The organism is Atopobium sp. oral taxon 810 str. F0209 (assembly GCF_000466405.1).
GTDB lineage: Bacteria > Actinomycetota > Coriobacteriia > Coriobacteriales > Atopobiaceae > Olegusella.
Map to the genome: position 1 here is coordinate 1 of NZ_KE952934.1, position 15,660 is coordinate 15,660.

The 15,660-nt window shown below is 47.4% G+C and carries 13 protein-coding genes; 4 read left to right on the forward strand and 9 right to left on the reverse strand.

The features are described 5' to 3' along the window. The first annotated feature begins 296 nt into the window (after positions 1–296). Positions 297–893 carry an anaerobic ribonucleoside-triphosphate reductase activating protein gene (gene nrdG, locus HMPREF9069_RS00135; protein ID WP_021625031.1) on the forward strand — a complete coding sequence of 199 codons (597 nt, stop codon included), beginning with the start codon at positions 297–299 and terminating at the stop codon, positions 891–893. A gap of 60 nt (positions 894–953) precedes the next feature. Here the strand turns inward: nrdG and HMPREF9069_RS00140 are convergent, their stop codons facing one another. The 9 genes from HMPREF9069_RS00140 to murI form a co-directional block, all read right to left on the reverse strand. Beyond that, positions 954–1,976, reverse strand: a complete 1,023-nt coding sequence (locus tag HMPREF9069_RS00140) for a sensor histidine kinase (protein ID WP_035437800.1) — start codon at positions 1,974–1,976, stop codon at positions 954–956. Then, positions 1,969–2,652, reverse strand: a complete 684-nt coding sequence (locus HMPREF9069_RS00145) for a response regulator transcription factor (protein WP_021625033.1) — start codon at positions 2,650–2,652, stop codon at positions 1,969–1,971. The genes HMPREF9069_RS00140 and HMPREF9069_RS00145 overlap by 8 nt, the downstream gene beginning before the upstream one ends. 17 nt (positions 2,653–2,669) lie before the next feature. After that, positions 2,670–4,607: an FtsX-like permease family protein gene (locus tag HMPREF9069_RS00150; RefSeq protein ID WP_232204008.1), complete on the reverse strand. Its 1,938-nt coding sequence runs from the start codon at positions 4,605–4,607 to the stop codon at positions 2,670–2,672. A gap of 133 nt (positions 4,608–4,740) precedes the next feature. After that, positions 4,741–5,511, reverse strand: coding sequence for an ABC transporter ATP-binding protein (locus HMPREF9069_RS00155; protein ID WP_035437801.1), 771 nt, complete (start codon positions 5,509–5,511; stop codon positions 4,741–4,743). 404 nt (positions 5,512–5,915) lie between these two features. Then, positions 5,916–6,797: a DegV family protein gene (locus HMPREF9069_RS00160; protein ID WP_021625036.1), complete on the reverse strand. Its 882-nt coding sequence runs from the start codon at positions 6,795–6,797 to the stop codon at positions 5,916–5,918. Between the two features lie 205 nt (positions 6,798–7,002). Next, positions 7,003–7,722 (reverse strand): DUF554 domain-containing protein, encoded by a 720-nt coding sequence (locus HMPREF9069_RS00165; RefSeq protein WP_021625037.1) that lies wholly within the window; start codon positions 7,720–7,722, stop codon positions 7,003–7,005. Continuing rightward, positions 7,719–8,762: a L,D-transpeptidase gene (locus tag HMPREF9069_RS08710; protein WP_051317735.1), complete on the reverse strand. Its 1,044-nt coding sequence runs from the start codon at positions 8,760–8,762 to the stop codon at positions 7,719–7,721. The genes HMPREF9069_RS00165 and HMPREF9069_RS08710 overlap by 4 nt, the downstream gene beginning before the upstream one ends. Before the next feature lie 38 nt (positions 8,763–8,800). Beyond that, positions 8,801–12,094 (reverse strand): DEAD/DEAH box helicase, encoded by a 3,294-nt coding sequence (locus tag HMPREF9069_RS00175; protein ID WP_021625039.1) that lies wholly within the window; start codon positions 12,092–12,094, stop codon positions 8,801–8,803. A gap of 184 nt (positions 12,095–12,278) precedes the next feature. After that, positions 12,279–13,049 (reverse strand): glutamate racemase, encoded by a 771-nt coding sequence (gene murI / locus HMPREF9069_RS00180; protein WP_021625040.1) that lies wholly within the window; start codon positions 13,047–13,049, stop codon positions 12,279–12,281. A gap of 164 nt (positions 13,050–13,213) precedes the next feature. On the opposite strand from murI, the gene HMPREF9069_RS00185 reads away from it, so the two are divergent. From HMPREF9069_RS00185 to HMPREF9069_RS08715, 3 genes are all read left to right on the forward strand, one after another. After that, positions 13,214–13,642, forward strand: coding sequence for an FKBP-type peptidyl-prolyl cis-trans isomerase (locus HMPREF9069_RS00185; protein WP_021625041.1), 429 nt, complete (start codon positions 13,214–13,216; stop codon positions 13,640–13,642). Next, positions 13,642–14,103, forward strand: a complete 462-nt coding sequence (gene pth2, locus HMPREF9069_RS00190) for an aminoacyl-tRNA hydrolase (protein WP_021625042.1) — start codon at positions 13,642–13,644, stop codon at positions 14,101–14,103. The genes HMPREF9069_RS00185 and pth2 overlap by 1 nt, the downstream gene beginning before the upstream one ends. Positions 14,104–14,391: 288 nt before the next feature. Then, positions 14,392–14,925: a DUF5626 family protein gene (locus HMPREF9069_RS08715; protein ID WP_021625043.1), complete on the forward strand. Its 534-nt coding sequence runs from the start codon at positions 14,392–14,394 to the stop codon at positions 14,923–14,925. Positions 14,926–15,660 lie beyond the last annotated feature (735 nt).

A 15,660-nucleotide genomic window follows, 5' to 3' on the forward strand; every position in this document is an offset into this window, starting at 1 on the left:
TGCTTGACAAGCCATAGCTGGTCTCCTTTCCTGATATGGACATTTCACAACATGGGTGTATTGCTCAAGCAAATTATCCGTTGACCGCACTTTAAGGAACCAGAAGCAAAATTCGAAAGATTTCCTTAACTTCGAATACCTAGGCGTATCTAGCAAATCAAATGGCTTTTGCCTTAAACATTTAGTCCCATCTCAACCAGCGTCAAAAGAATTATTACAAAACACATCATCTAGTAGGTATAAATCAATTTTGGGTCTATACTTTGTGGTTACCGACTACTACGGCAGGAGAGCATATGAATTACGCCACTATCAAATACTGCGATATTGCCAATGGTATTGGCGTAAGAACGACACTGTTTGTGTCTGGCTGTCGTCGCGCCTGCCCGTTTTGCTTTAATCCTGAGGCATGGTCTTTTGAATATGGCAATCCTTTTGATGAGACAGTACAGCAGCAGATTATCGATAGTCTCAAGCCAGACTATATCCAAGGTCTTACTCTGTTGGGTGGCGAACCCTTCGAACCAGCCAATCAACGTGGATTGGTGGATTTTCTTGAGCGTGTGCGCCGAGAATGTCCAAATAAGAGCATCTGGTCGTATTCAGGCTTTACTTGGGAGGAAATTATGGGTGAAGACGCACCGCATCCTCCCTATGACAAGCTGGGTGTCTCACCGGTAACCGAGGTGACCGAGCGTTTTGTTTCTTGTTTGGATGTGCTGGTAGACGGACCGTTTGTTCAAGCAAAAAAAGATATTACCCTTCGTTTTCGTGGTTCTTCTAATCAGAGACTAATTGATGTACCTACAACTCTTGCTGCACGAAAAACTGACCCTGCTCACCCCGTTATCCCCTGGAAAGACGAACCTGTCTTTTCCACACATACGATGTAACCTGACGGAATTCAAATAAACCGAGAAGTGCGCTGGCGAGCTGCTATATGTTCCTCATGACTAATCATTAATAAATAAGCTTGCGGTGAATCCCTCTTCCCACTTTGAATCTACTTCAAGCTGGATATGAATATCATCTGCAAGCTGTTTTGCTAAATAGAGCCCCATACCGGTGGATTTCTTTCGTAGCTCACCGGAATCGCCAGAAAATCCCCGTTCAAAGAGGTACGGGAGATCGCATTCTTTTACGCCCTGGCCATTATCGGAAATCCGCAGCAACACTCCGTTTTCGCGTCCTCTGGCTTCTCTTGTTGCAAGAAAAGAAAGAACAGGCAACGCTCCGGCATACTTGATTGAGTTGCTCACCAGTTGGCGGAGGATAAATTCCAGAGCTCTCGGATCCGTGAACACGCGAACGTCCAAAGCTACGGGATCATAACTCAGCTGAAACCCTTTTTCTCTCAACGATGGCCCATAGTCCGCAAGGACTTCCTCAACACAGCCCAACAGAGAGATGTCTTGGAACAAGTAATCCTTCTTCTTGCTCTTTATGCGGTGGTAAAAAAGAATTTGGGAAACATAGCGCTGTGTTTCATTGCGGATATAGTCCAGTTTGAAAAAGAGTTCTGGCGGAATAGTTCCATCGTCGTTATCAAGAATCATCGTGAGCAGCGAAAGGGGTAATTTTATCTCGTGCGCCCATGTTTCTACGTAGTCCTCATAGTCTTGTTGCTCTCTCATGCTCTGCTGAATCAAGTCGTTCTTCTGCTGAAAGCTATTGAAAAGCTGCTTTAGAGTCTCTTCTTTTTCTGCACCATACAAGTCATAGAGGCTATCGAAATTTTCTGCTGAGCTTGGGTCGTCCAAATAGCGCAGCAGGACTTTTTCTTTTTGCTTTTCTTTTCGCATCAGAAGGAGACAAATGGCGATAAAAAAGACAAGGGTCGCCAAGACAATCAAGCCAATCAAAGCAGTTAAGGCTTCAATATCTGCCATCCAAAGAAGAAAGATGCAGAATCCATCGACCGCCAAAATCGTCAGCAGCCACGGCAGGTAGGGCTTGATGCGCTTGAGCTCACGCATCTTGGTCATCCTTCACCAAAGCATACCCCCTGCCTTGAACATGCTGGATATGCTGAGGAATTCCCAAGTCTTTTAACCTCTTTTTCAGACGCGTAATATTCACGTGGAGCGCATTTTCATCGATATACTCCGTCGTCCCCCACAGTGATTGCGACAGCTCCTTTTTGCTTAGATAAGGCGTCTCTGCCAAAAGAAAACTTTCTAGAAGCTTTCCCTGGTTTCCTGGCAAAACCACAGACTGGTCATTGAAATACAGCGTATACGTATGGCGGTCGAGGAGGAACTGCTCACCTTCAAGCAGATTTTTTCTTCCCTCATAGCGCTTCAATACATTAGAAATCCTTGCAAGCAGTCTTTCTTTTCGGAAGGGCTTGGTAAGGTACTCGTCTGCGCCCAAATCAAGAGCTTGTAGCTCGTCTTGGAGCTGATCGCGCGAGGTAAGCACAAGAACAGGGATGGCACTCTTTTTCTTGAGAGTCCGACAAATCTGGAAGCCATTTTCCCCAGGAAGATTTATATCAAGCAGAACTAAGTCCGGCGAAAGGCACAGCAACTGATCGGACACACCGTGAAAGTCTTGGATACATTCGACCACATAGTCTGCTGCCTGCAGCATGGTCTCAAGTTCCCTGCAAATCATAGGCTCATCTTCGACAATTGCAATTCGTTTCGCCATAGACTTCAGTCCCCCGCCTATTCCTCCCGAGCTGGCTTCATCAGTGTCCAGAGGTATTGACTACTGCTCTGCTTTACTACCCTGATATAGATTGCTTCTACAATAGCAATGAGCACAAGGATGATGACAACAATGATGAGGAGCTTTCCGCTCTGATCGCGATATGCATACGGAAGTAACCCTTGGAAGAGTGTTTTGGTTCCAACTGCAGCATTTAAGAGTGCCACGACAATAGGAATCCCAAAGTAGCCATTAATCTGGGTATTTGCCGCACGGCACAAGGTTTTGTAATCTGCACCTAAATGAATCAGTGACTGATACCTCCGGTGTGCCTTTTGCTGCTCCATCAAAAACTGAATACCAATAATGGTGTTTCCAATAATCAAAAAGATTGTCGCCAAATAGAGTGTGAGGTATGCCGATGAGACGATGTAGAAAATCTGCCTACCAGCATTTTGAATATAGCTTTCATAGGAAAGGCCAGTTCCTGCCAGCTGGGTGTTGATGTCAGAAATCGCCATCATCAGCCCTTTTTCTTCAATAAGCTTCGGCTGCAGAACGCCTCCCAAATAGCTGCTATATTCTCCTTCCGTCAGCTGGTCAAAAAGTTCATCTGGCACAATCCAAGCAATGCTAACGCTGATGGCACGATCGGTCACAAAGTTTGTTTGTTGGATATTTGCATCAATCCCATAACTTGCAGCATCGATTTTAACAGCAACATCTGATTTCAATAGCTCGCTGAGTTTCTTGATACTTTTCTCATCTGTAAAGAAGGCTTTTCCCAGATATAGACCTACCTTATTTTCACCCAGGTCCAGTGGTTCCTTTCCTGCTGCTTTCAACAGTTCGTTGTATCCGCTTTCCGAAAGAATATTGTCATTGTCCCTAGTAGATTGCATAAGGTTATCTGCGAACTCACGATTATCTATCATAGAGATGACATCGTTAAGCGCTGAGGCATCTATGGCAGAAGTTCCTATATTTTCCTGATAGGCACTTCCCAGCTTTACTTCCACCAAATCCTTAAAAGAATTGCTAAGCCCTGCTGAAGAAAGGGTCTGACGAATATCTTTTACACTCATCGTTTCATTTGGGTCTTTTACATTCGTCGGTTCATTTGGCAGGAAGGTGTAGTCCAGTACGTGGTCGTCCTCTTGAATGTACTGAGATGCCACTGCACTACCATAGCCTGCCAGGCAAAAGGCAGAAAACAAGAGGAGCGAGCAGATCGCCAGCAAGGTGGAGCGAGAAACAATTCCTTCCTGTATCTGGCGGAAATTGAAGTCGTGTAGTTTCTTCTTTTTTGAGTGCTTCATCACCCATTCAATGCCAAAACGCAGCGCATAGAACAGAAGAATGGTGCCAAGCGTGCCGCTAAAAAGAACAAAGAACATGAATATGAGATTTTCCCACATATGTTCAGAAAGACCCAAATAATAAGCAATACCAAGACACCCCACTGAGGATATGAAAGCAATAAAGCATGCTTTCTGATTGATTTGTTTTTTTGCTCCGACAGGCTCAAAGAAAAGCAGCTCGCCGATTTCTTTACTTACTACACGCTTGCTGAGAACCAATATTGCCAGTAATTTCACCAGGGAAAAGCCTATAACGGTAAAAAGAATCGCAGAGAAGGACAGAGTAAAACGATGCCCCACAATTCCGATGCCAATGAGCTTTACCGTTACGAGACTGATAGCTTCAGACAGAATCACCGCAATCGGAAGTCCAATGGCAAGCGCAATCAAACTATCCCTGACATCCTCCATCAAAATCATGCGAAACAGTGTTTTGCGTTTCATCCCCAGAGTCAGATACACGCCAAACTCATGACTCCTTCTTTCCATCTGGACACTGGACGCAAAATAAACCAGCATCAGCAAAATGAAAAGGGTAAAGACATAAAACAGGGGCACCATGGTCAAGAGACGATTGACTGCATCGCTTTCCATCTTTGTCAAAAAGCTAATGACGTCCTGATGCGAGAGGGACAAGATGATATAAAAAGAGATAATCGACAAGACCATTGAACTAAAGTAGAGCGCGTTGTTCTTTCGATTCCTCTGGCTATTTCGAGCGACTAGCTTAGAAAACATACGGTTCACCTCCCAATCCTGCCATAACCTTTAGAATCCTCTGATAAAAATCTTCCTGAGACTCTCTGGGCTTGTCTCGCCTAAGCTCGTGATAGAGCTTGCCGTCCTGAATAAAGAGGATACGGCTGCAAAAACTGGCAGAGGCGCTGTCATGAGTCACCATGAGGATGGTGGTCTGAAAATCACTATTCATCTGAGTAAGTTTTTCCATGAGGGTGCGCGCGTTCTTTGAATCAAGTGCGCCGGTTGGCTCATCGGCAAAGACGATTTCTGGATCCAAAATCAAGGCGCGCGCCGCTGCCACTCTCTGCTTTTGCCCACCAGACATCTGTGAGGGAAACTTATCCATCACTGAGCTGATATCTAGGTACTCCGCCAGCGTCTGCAGGCGCTTCATACTCTCCTGCTCGGGGATTTCATGAAGAGAGAGCGGAAGCAGAATATTTTCTTGTGCCGTGAGATTATCCAGAAGCTCAAAATTCTGGAAGAGATAGCCTGTCTTGTTTCCTCGGTAATCAGAAAGTGCATCTGCATTGAATGTAGCGATATTCGTACCGTTGAGAGTAATGGTGCCTGCACTCGGTTTTACGATGGTCGCTAGGCAATTAAGAAGCGTGGACTTTCCCGATCCACTACTGCCCATGATGCCCAAAAACTCTCCTGGCATAATCTCGAAGGAGACCCCATCGAGGGCTTTGGTTACCGAGGAGCCCTTTCCATAATATTTTTTTAGACTTTCAACCTGTAAAATAGCGTTCATGATATTTACACCTCCTGGCTTCATTGTAAAAAGCTATAGGTGTAAATAGAACTTACAGCTGATGTAATGTTCACGCCTCAAGAAGGCATGCAACGACCTTCTTATCCCGCGCAAAAACGCACAGAACTAGGCTGGCAGCCCATAAAAAATGCCGTCACAGAGGATTCAAACTGCGAAGTTCCAAACTACAAATGGCTCAAGTTTCGAAGCATCGGGTAATAGATGGTTCAAACTTCGGTGTGTCCTTCCACAAACAGCAGGTAAAATTTTTCGAGAAACCGAAACATGAACCATCTGTGTTTATAGATACCGAAACATGAACCCCGGGACTGCGGTGGGACTCATAGGTGCCGAAAAATGAACCATTTATGGGAACTTCGCTTTCTAGACCCGCAGCGACAGAGTTAGCGAGGCTCACCCCAGTAGAAGAGGGCCACGGTGCCAGGTCCAGTGTGTACGCCAATGGTGCTACCGATATTGCTGTACTGCACCTTGCCATTCATCTTGGGGAATAGTTCCTCAATCGCATCGCCCACCATATGCGCATCCTTGAGGCACTCACTATTGGAAATATAAACTTTGTCGCTGTAGTCTAGGCCACCTACGGCACGCTCTTTCATGATTTCAACAACGCGACTAGCTGCACGTTTTTTGGTGCGAACCTTTTCGATCACAGCCAGCGAACCATCATGTGCCACGTTCATCACAGGACAAATCTTGAGCATGCCACCCACAAGACCTGCTGCCTTGGAGATGCGCCCGCCACGAATAAAGAAGGTCAAATCGGTAGAGAAGAACCAATGATTGAGCTCGAGCTTGTGCTCCTCGGCCCACGCCACCAACTCCTCGGCACTCATGCCTTCATCGCGCAAATCAGCCAGTTTGTCAACAAGCAGACCATAGCCCGCAGAGGCCGCAAGACTATCGACAACATAAATCTTGCGCTCGGGATATTGTTCGGCAAGCAAATCTCGCGCAGTCACCGCAGCGTTGTAGCTACCTGAAATACCCGAACTCAATGTAAGGTGCACAACATCCTTGCCAGCTTCAAGCGTTGGCTTAAACAAATCGACGTATTCGCCCACACTTACCTGCGAGGTATGCGCTTCAGAACCCGACAAAATCTTGGCATAAAGTTCGGCAGGAGGCAGGCTTTCACCAAAGTCATCCTTGCCATCTACCCCATCTACCTGGAAATTAAAATATGCATACGAAATGTTGCGTCTGTCAAGATTCTCACGTGGGACGTCGACGGTAGAGCAACAACTCAGCACATATGAAGCCATATTTGCACCACTTTCTTGATGGGGACTTTCTTATCCTACTACCGATTACTACCAAATACAGAAAAAATTTAGAGGTTAATGTAGCTTAACTTATTCCAATAGTACGACCAAACTTGCTTTGGTGCCGACAAACACTTATTGGGCATAAGGATCAAAGCCCTGTGCAAATGCAGAAATCATCAGATTTGTAAGGCTTGAGGTACCTCTAAACCAAGGGCAGCAAGTTCACTAAGGGAACAAGCACAATGGGTAAAAAACACGCCGGCAAAAAGTCTGCCACCTTGAGTTGGGTGATGCCTAGCAGATTGGTGCCAACTGCCAACAATAATAGTGATCCCGTAACCGACATCTCGGCAATAACCGCCTCAGTTAGCAAGGGTGCAATCAAACTAGCACCTAGGGACAACAGGCCCTCATAAACAAATAATGACATCGCCACAAAGGGCACACCAACACCCATTGATGCCGCCATAGGAATGCAAACTACAAGGTCAATGATGCCCTTTGCAATAAGTGTGCTGTGATCAAGCGACAAACCCGATGCAAGAGATCCCACAATTGCCATCGCACCTGTACAGCAAAATAAGGTCGCATTGACAAAACCTAAAGAAAAGCTTCCGAGCTGACCTCCCGTGGGCAACACTTCGTCCAGCCGCGTCTGCACCCAGTCACCTAGGCGATGCACTGCACCGTCAATCTCCAACATCCAACCAATCACGCCACCCAACGCCACAGCCAACGTCACCACAACAATATTGCCGCCCTTAGCTGCCATGCCTTGCACCGCAACCAACACTACACACAGGCCCTGACCCTTGAGCAAAAAGTCTCCCAGATTATTGGATACGTGACTCTTAAATGCCAGGCCAATCAAAGCTCCTAGCAACGCTTCTATGCCATTAAGCAGCGCTCCAAGCACAATCATGCTGCATCTCCATTTTTGGTATTGCGCTTCAGCGCTTTCTCTGCCTCATCGGAACGAATTGCTGTACCCGTACGAAAAGTCTCTTTCCAAGGATTTGCTTCATTAGGGTCAGTGGGATCAAAGCCACGGAAGGTTTTGCTTGAGGGATTATCGTCGTTTTCGTCAAGCGCAATCGTGCCAGGCTTGCCCATTGGACCCGGATGATCTGCGTCATCATAAAAAACCACGGGCGTTCCTAGCGGGCAATTGTCATAAATCCATTTGGCATCACAAACTTGCAAACGCACACAACCCAGAGAAGCCCAACTCCCCTGCTTATTAAATTCTTTATATTCCAAATCATTTTCATGTTCGGACAGATATGGAACGCTGTGGAACAAAATGTCACCGTCAATACGGGTCACATACTGGCCAAACACATCCTGGAACAGCGCCCCCCAGCGATAACGCTCGGGCGTGTGAAAATAACCCAGCGGCGTATAGGTACCCGTTGCACATACCATTGCCATGTAAGGCTTTGTGTACTTGTTATCAGCATCTAGCGCCAGTATGGTGACCGTATTGGCAGCTCGATTGATAGCAATCATATACGGCGCGGTTTTACCATCGGCAGCCTTCTGCGCCCGATAAGAAAAGTTCTCCGCATTGGCAAAATCTTTCCAAGAAGAGCAGTTATGCGCAATATGTTGCATTAACTTTTTGCCAAGCTTTGCATAATCATGGGGATCGCTCAGCTGACTTGGAGCCTTACCTGTACAGTTAAGCGAAGCGCGTTTACGCACGGTCTCAATACGCTTTTCGGCAGCATTTAGTTGTTTGTCCTGAGATGCAGATGAAGCAGAGCCTGCACCCAGACGTGACATACTCCCCTGCCTACATTCTCTTACGCAAGCAAAAGCCACAGACACCACAGTCGCCAACAAAGCGCAGACAACGCCGCCCACAATGCGACGACGTTGCTGACGGCGTCGTGCCGCCTCACGGCGTTGGCGACGCAGCTCGCGCCGCTCGGCATAGCTCTGTTGGCTATTTCTTGGCATGCTGCCCTTCTTTATACCCACGTGCAACCTAGCTTACCCTAGCCCAACAAATCAATGAGGTCTTCACGGGCAAGCGACGCTAAGCCCATGCCACCACCCGTACCAACTACCGCATCTGCAAGGTCGGCCTTTTTGGCTTGCAGAGCAACAATACGCTCCTCAATGGTACCTTTGCATATGACCTTATAGACGGTCACGTCACTACGCTGACCAATACGATGCGCGCGGTCAGTCGCTTGATCTTCAGCAGCAACATTCCACCAAGGATCAGCATGAATCACTACCTGAGCGCCCACCAAATTAAGGCCAGTTCCACCAGCACGCAGAGAAATCAAAAAGACCGGCGTATCATCACTGTTAAACTCCCTAACTAGACGTACACGCTCATCTTTGGGAGTCGAGCCCGTCAGTTCAAAGAAGCTCACATGCTCCTCGCGGAGCTTATCCGCAATCAAGCTCAAAAAGCTGGTGAACTGAGAAAACACCAATAACTTGGCCCCTGCATCAATAGAGGTGGATATCAAATCCCAAATCATATCTATCTTGCAGCTACCACCTTTATAGTCGTCATACACCAGTCGCGGATCACAGCAGAGCTGACGCAGGCGCATGAGTTCGGTCAAAATCTGCATCTTTCCCTTGTTCCAGCCTGCATCGCTTTGCTTTTCTAGAGAAAGACGTAGTGCCTGTTCGTGTGCATGGTAGAGCTTGCTTTGCTCATCTTCCATACGCGCAAAAATGGGCGTCTCAAGTTTATCAGGCAGATCGGTCAAAACCCCGCGCTTAAGGCGGCGCAGGATGAAAGGCCCAACTGCCGCCTTGAGACGAGCGGCAACCTCCTCGTCTCCTGCCACAATTGGCTGCTCATAGCGCTCACGAAAACGTTCATAGCTGCCCAGGAGACCAGGCATCAGAAAATCAAAAATGCTCCAAAGCTCAGATAGACGATTTTCAACAGGAGTACCTGTCAGCGCAAAACGATGGCGAGCCTTGAGCGTCTTGACCGCTCGCGCTGCTAAGGTTTGGTGGTTTTTGACATACTGAGCCTCGTCCAAAATCACGTATTGAAAAGTCTCGCCCACGTAATCTTCGATATCACGTCGCAGCAAGTCATAGCTGGTAATAAGCACCTCATGACCCATCTCATGACGCTGCATAAACCTCTGTTGAGCTACACCTGCCACCACGGCAATATCCATATCTGGCGCGAATTTTTCAAATTCTTCTTGCCAGTTATAAACCAACGAAGCAGGACAAACTACAAGACTTCTCCCCCGTCCACGGCGTGCAAGCAACAGAGAAATCATCTGCACTGTTTTACCAAGGCCCATCTCATCAGCAAGAATGCCGCCAAACCCCATATCAGAGAGGGCAGAGAGCCACTGAAAACCCCTCAGCTGATAGGGACGCAAAGTCTGCGCCAAAGCAGCAGGCGCCACATAAGTCGCCGGATTGATGTTTTCAAAATCTTCTATCCACTGCTCAAAGGATTGGTCCTTGTCCTCCTCATGCAAAATACTATTGAGGAGAAATGCCTTGTACGAAGGCAGCTCAACATTACCGGTGCCCAACTGACCAGCAGATATTCCCAGCTCGTCTACCAGTGCTGCAGCTTCAGATAAATCCAACTGAGAAATGTCCAATAGACTACCGTCGCGCAGGCGATGATAACTCTTGCGTTTGCGATAGCTGGCAAGCAGAGCATAAAGTTCAGAGAGAGGCAGATCATCAGCCGAAACAGACAGGCGAATCAACCCCGAATCCATTGTCACGCCCCAATGAATAGCGGGACGTGCGGAAGAGATGAGCTTATCAAAAGCAGGGGTCGTGCGTACCTCTCCTGCGACACGCATACGCCCAAGACCCGAAAATACCAAACGTGCCAAAGCATCTGTATCTCGCGAAGCCAAGGTCCACGCAGCATCGTTACCAACAGCGCCAACATTGGGCACAAAATAGCGCGAAGCCAGCTGGCGTGCCGAAGCTTCTGCAACGAGATCGCGACGCAAATCGCGCTCGCTATCGGGACGGGCAGGATACAGCTGCACTTCTTGGTCACCATAGCGTGCAATGATATTAAGCGTTACCAAACCGTTGACTTGGTCAAGAAGAAATACCAGCTCACAAGCTACAGGTTTAAGTGCCTCGAGCGCAGCAGGCGCCGCGGTGCCTAGGTTTTTTTGGAGCTGTGGCAAGACAGTCGCCGCGAAGCGAGGGGCATCCTCAGCAGCAAGGCTCAGCTTGGCCTCGGAGCTGCAATACACCGTTTGGATAAAATCCTTGAGCTCAAAAATGCGCGGGGAACAAATGAGGAGCTTGTCATTTTGTAATGCATAGGCGTATTGCTCGGAGACAAAAAAACCAAGTCCATTATCAGAACGCACCAGCTCATATGCACCATCGCCCGTATCTTTTACGTCGAGGCGCACATCAGGATCACCTTCCTCTACAAGGAAATTTCGCAATTCACCTGCTTGGGCACTGCTTGTTCCTGCTTCATAATCGCGTTCAATAAGCAGCTCGAGTGACCTGCCTTTGTGCAGGGCGATAAGCTCATCAAGCTCAGGTCCAGATAAGCGCAGCTCACGCGCCGTACTTGCACCACTTCGGACGCTCACTCCACTGTAATAGCGACCATACACACGCTCTACCGCATAACTACGACGATTTTGAACAGCACGGACTAACCACTGCACCAACTCCCAGGAGTCGGGCTCAAAAGCCGTCTCATCGTGAACAGCAGTAAGCTTTTTCCCATAATTGACAACATTGGCAGCACGCACATCGTCAACAAAGTCACCAAGGTTTTTGACTACATACCCTCCGCGCGACCCCGAAATATGAAAACGAACAAACATCTCACCTGAAGCCAGGGATGTCACCAACGTGGGCTTAAGCTGCAGAGTTGCAGGCGGTTCCACTGGTCCCGCTGGTACAACAGGCAGATTACGCTGATTGCGATCAAGGAAATTTGTCACAGGCGACGAAGTCACAACGTGCTTGGTCTCATCATGCCCCTCATAGAGCTCGGGACGCTCAATATAATCTAGACCCAAAGCAATCGCATGCTTGCAGGGACCCGAAAACCTGTGAGCAGCGGGGCAATCACAACTATAGTCCAGCAGGCGATCCGCTTTTTCATCAACTGAAATTTTGGTCTCGTAATAGCCGGCATAGCCTGAGCTGCTTTCCACCAAGGCAACAACATCGGTTGCGGTGCCTCGATATCTGCAAGCACGGGCCGAAAAGGCTCTAGGTGAGCTCGCAATCATGCTTCCACGCTCAAACACTGCAGGCCTTACTTCTTTTTTGAGTGCTGACCGTGTAAGCATTGCACGTCACCCCCTTTGAAAATCATTTGCCATCTTGCTCTGTTCTGTCCATGTGCGCCCGTGGCAGAACAACAGCAAAAAGGCTGAACTATTAGTATATCCCCTTGATTTAAGTGGGATACGTCTAGTTAGGGTGAGTTGTGCAAAATCTGCAGCTAAGAAGTATGGAAAGGACTAAAAGGCACTAGTCCAAAGGAGCTTCTTCAAAAAACCAGCGGTAGAGCTTTGCTTGCTCGGAAGTATCAAGACTGGATTTCAACTGGACTTTGCCTGGATGATTGTCCTTATACAACAGGCCACGCTCCTCAAGCAGATGTCTCGTCTGCCGCGCGGTACCTGCTGCTCCATCAAAGAAACGCACGTCACCGAGGACATCACGAATCTGTTTTGTCACAAAGGGATAGTGTGTACAGCCCAACACTACTCCATCAATTTTGTCTGCCCAGCACCCGATCAGAGACCCCAGCAGCGCGTGCAGATCAGCATCATCAAGATGACCTTTTTCTATCCGCGTTGCCAAACCTGCACAAGGCACTTCGATAACCTCTGCTGTACTGTAACACTCACTTTTGAGCTGCTGATACTTGTCCAAACGCAGGGTCACGGGCGTCGCCATCACCAAAATACGCCCATGAGGCAGCGCCCCGCAAGCAGGCTTGAGCGCTGGTTCCACACCCACAATAGGTATATCGTATTCGTCACGCATCGCATCAGCAGCGGCACTAGTTGCGGTATTGCAGGCAATTACTACCGCTTTTGCACCATTTTCTACCATCTGAGCAATGATATTGCGCGTTAGAGTACGTACTTCTTCATCAGTTTTTTCACCATAAGGATTATGTGCGGAGTCACCAAAGAAGTGGAAATCCTCGTGAGGCAGCTCGCACACAAGCTTGCGCAGGACGCTAATACCACCCACACCCGAATCAAGCACCCCAATAAAGTCCTTTGCCACCCAATCACCTCCACATATTCATGACCAAGTACCGTCGTCACTGGCAGCCATTCTGCTTGACAGTTAGAATCCATACCGCACGACAATAGCACCTAAAGCGAATCTATAGGACACAACAATACACGCAGACAGGCGAACGGACACAAACCCAAAGGTGGGAGACTATGAGCAACGCAGGTAAAAAGGTCAAGGTTCACTATGTGGGCACATTGGATGACGGTACAAAATTTGATTCTTCACGCGACCGCGGGGAGGCGCTCGCTTTTGTTTGCATGGCGGGCCAGATGATTAAGGGTTTTGATGCTGCCGTCAACGAGATGGAAGTTGGCGAAATTCGCAACGTACATATTCCTGCAGCTGAGGCCTACGGCCCCCGTCGCCTAGAGTTGGTGCAGACCTTCCCCATTGCAGGCCTGCCTGGTGCCGAAAACCTCAAGGTTGGTATGCATCTGTCGCTGGGTTCGCAGTCAGGGGCTGCATATCCTGCCGTCGTTAGTGCTATGGACAAGGAAAATATCACCTTTGATATGAATCACGAAATGGCTGGTAAAGACCTCAATTTTGAAATTGAACTGCTTGAGATTGAGGACTAATGGCTACTGAGGAAAGTTTGTCTTCGTACAAATCCAAGCAACTCATTGTCATGCGCCGTGACCTCAAGATGCGCAAAGGAAAAATTGCAGCTCAGGCAGGTCATGCTTGCGTTGAAGCCGTGTTGATGGCGCTTGCACGCGAAGATCGTCTGCAAGATGTATATCTGAACATAGACGAGACGGGCGAACCTTGTTGGGCTGGCATTGATGACGCGGGTGAGCCATCGGCGTTGACCGACTGGTTTCGCTTTGGCGTGGCTAAGGTCTGCGTCTACGTTGATTCGGAAGAAGAGCTACTCGAGATCGCACATCAAGGTCGTAAACAGGGCTTTTTGGTGTCCCTCATTCGCGACGCAGGACTCACGGAGTTCCATGGCGAGGCGACGTATACCTGCCTCGCCTTTGAGCCCCTTCGCGCGTCCGATATAGACCCCATCACGGGCAAGCTTCCCCTCTATTAATCATAACCGCCCACTATGCGGGTGGTTATGATTGCGGGTCATCAACCCAGTCTCACACGTTTTATGCGCAAGACAAGAAAGAGACTGCAACAAAAACCCCTTTAAAAAAAGTCCTCTATGATTGCTTGTGGTTTTCCCGCATGCCGCAGACTACCCCTTATGTAAAGAGTTATAAGCACTTATGCTTTTCTTTCGACATAAATATATCGTTTGTCAATAATAATAAAATATAAACATAAAAAGAGTGTATAGTGTATCGTAAGGATTTCAATAGATAGGAGGAACCATATGTATGCAAACAAATTTAAGCTTAAGCAGACCTTCCTGTCTTGTGTGATCGTTATTATATTTGGAGTGGTTTTATTTTGTCCTCTCAGTGCACAAGCACAAGAGGGTAAAGTAATTGAACAAAACTTTTCTCTTGACATACATAGGCCACAAGAGACAGTTGTAACTCTCCAAGATGGAACCACTGGTACCCTAGGTATACGCCCAGTAAATGAATCTCCTTTATTAGAGTTTTCTCTTATGTCAACCATTCCACTAGGAAACGGGAATGGTACTTGGGAGGTATATTGGTATACGGGAGTACTCAATACTAGCTATCATCTAAAAACTAAGAACTATAAAATCACCCGCTGTTATGACAACTATTGTAGCGGTGTTGGGATTGTGATTGACTCCTGCACGCTTAATTGGGGGAGCAAATGGTCACAACAAACGACTAGACATCATCTAGTAACCTATAGTGTAAGCGATACGCGTTTCTTGAATGGTAATATTAGCGGCCATAATTTAGTTACCAGCGTATATTACGGGTAGGTGATTACATGCCTGAAATTTTAGTTTTTTTGATTGTTGCAGTTATCACCGTTTCGATAATAAGAGCAATCCCATTTCTCATTGCAGCTGTACAAGAATTTATTAGTAAGTCCAAGTAGTGCTATAAATCATAAGGCTGTATCAGAAGTGAATCTGGTACAGCCTTATGATTAAAGTAGGTTGATGGACAGCATCTATCGACTATTTCCGTAACACCTTGCGTGTCAAAAGCCACAGGTTGTTTCAAGCAATGCGATTCTGCCTGCCAAAAGCTACGTTCCGTTTCATCCTGCACGGCTTTGCTTGTCAAAAGCCACAGTCTACTTCAGAAAAAATGCCAGAAGCCACGTTCTGCTTCAACACCCTTCACGTTTGCACAGGTAAATTTTTTGTGCGTGAAACAAAGTGTGGCTTTTGGCAAAAAAGAGTGAAGCAAAACGTGGCATTTGGCACTTGATATGAAACATGATGTGGCTTTTGTCACTACGTGACCACGGTTGCTCGTAGCAAGAGAAGAGAAGGGTTCATGATTCTTTTCGGACGAGATGATGAACGAGAACCCTTTTCGACAGCAGATGATGAATTAGGAAATCTTTCTTTGGAGCAGGACGATGAACGGAGTCTTTTCCCATGCTGCCAAAATTTCGATAGATGGTTCATGTTTCGGCCTCTTCTTTCCTAGATGGTTCATCTTTCGAACTTCGAGAAAATCTGACCTGCGCTTTTACGCTCGCT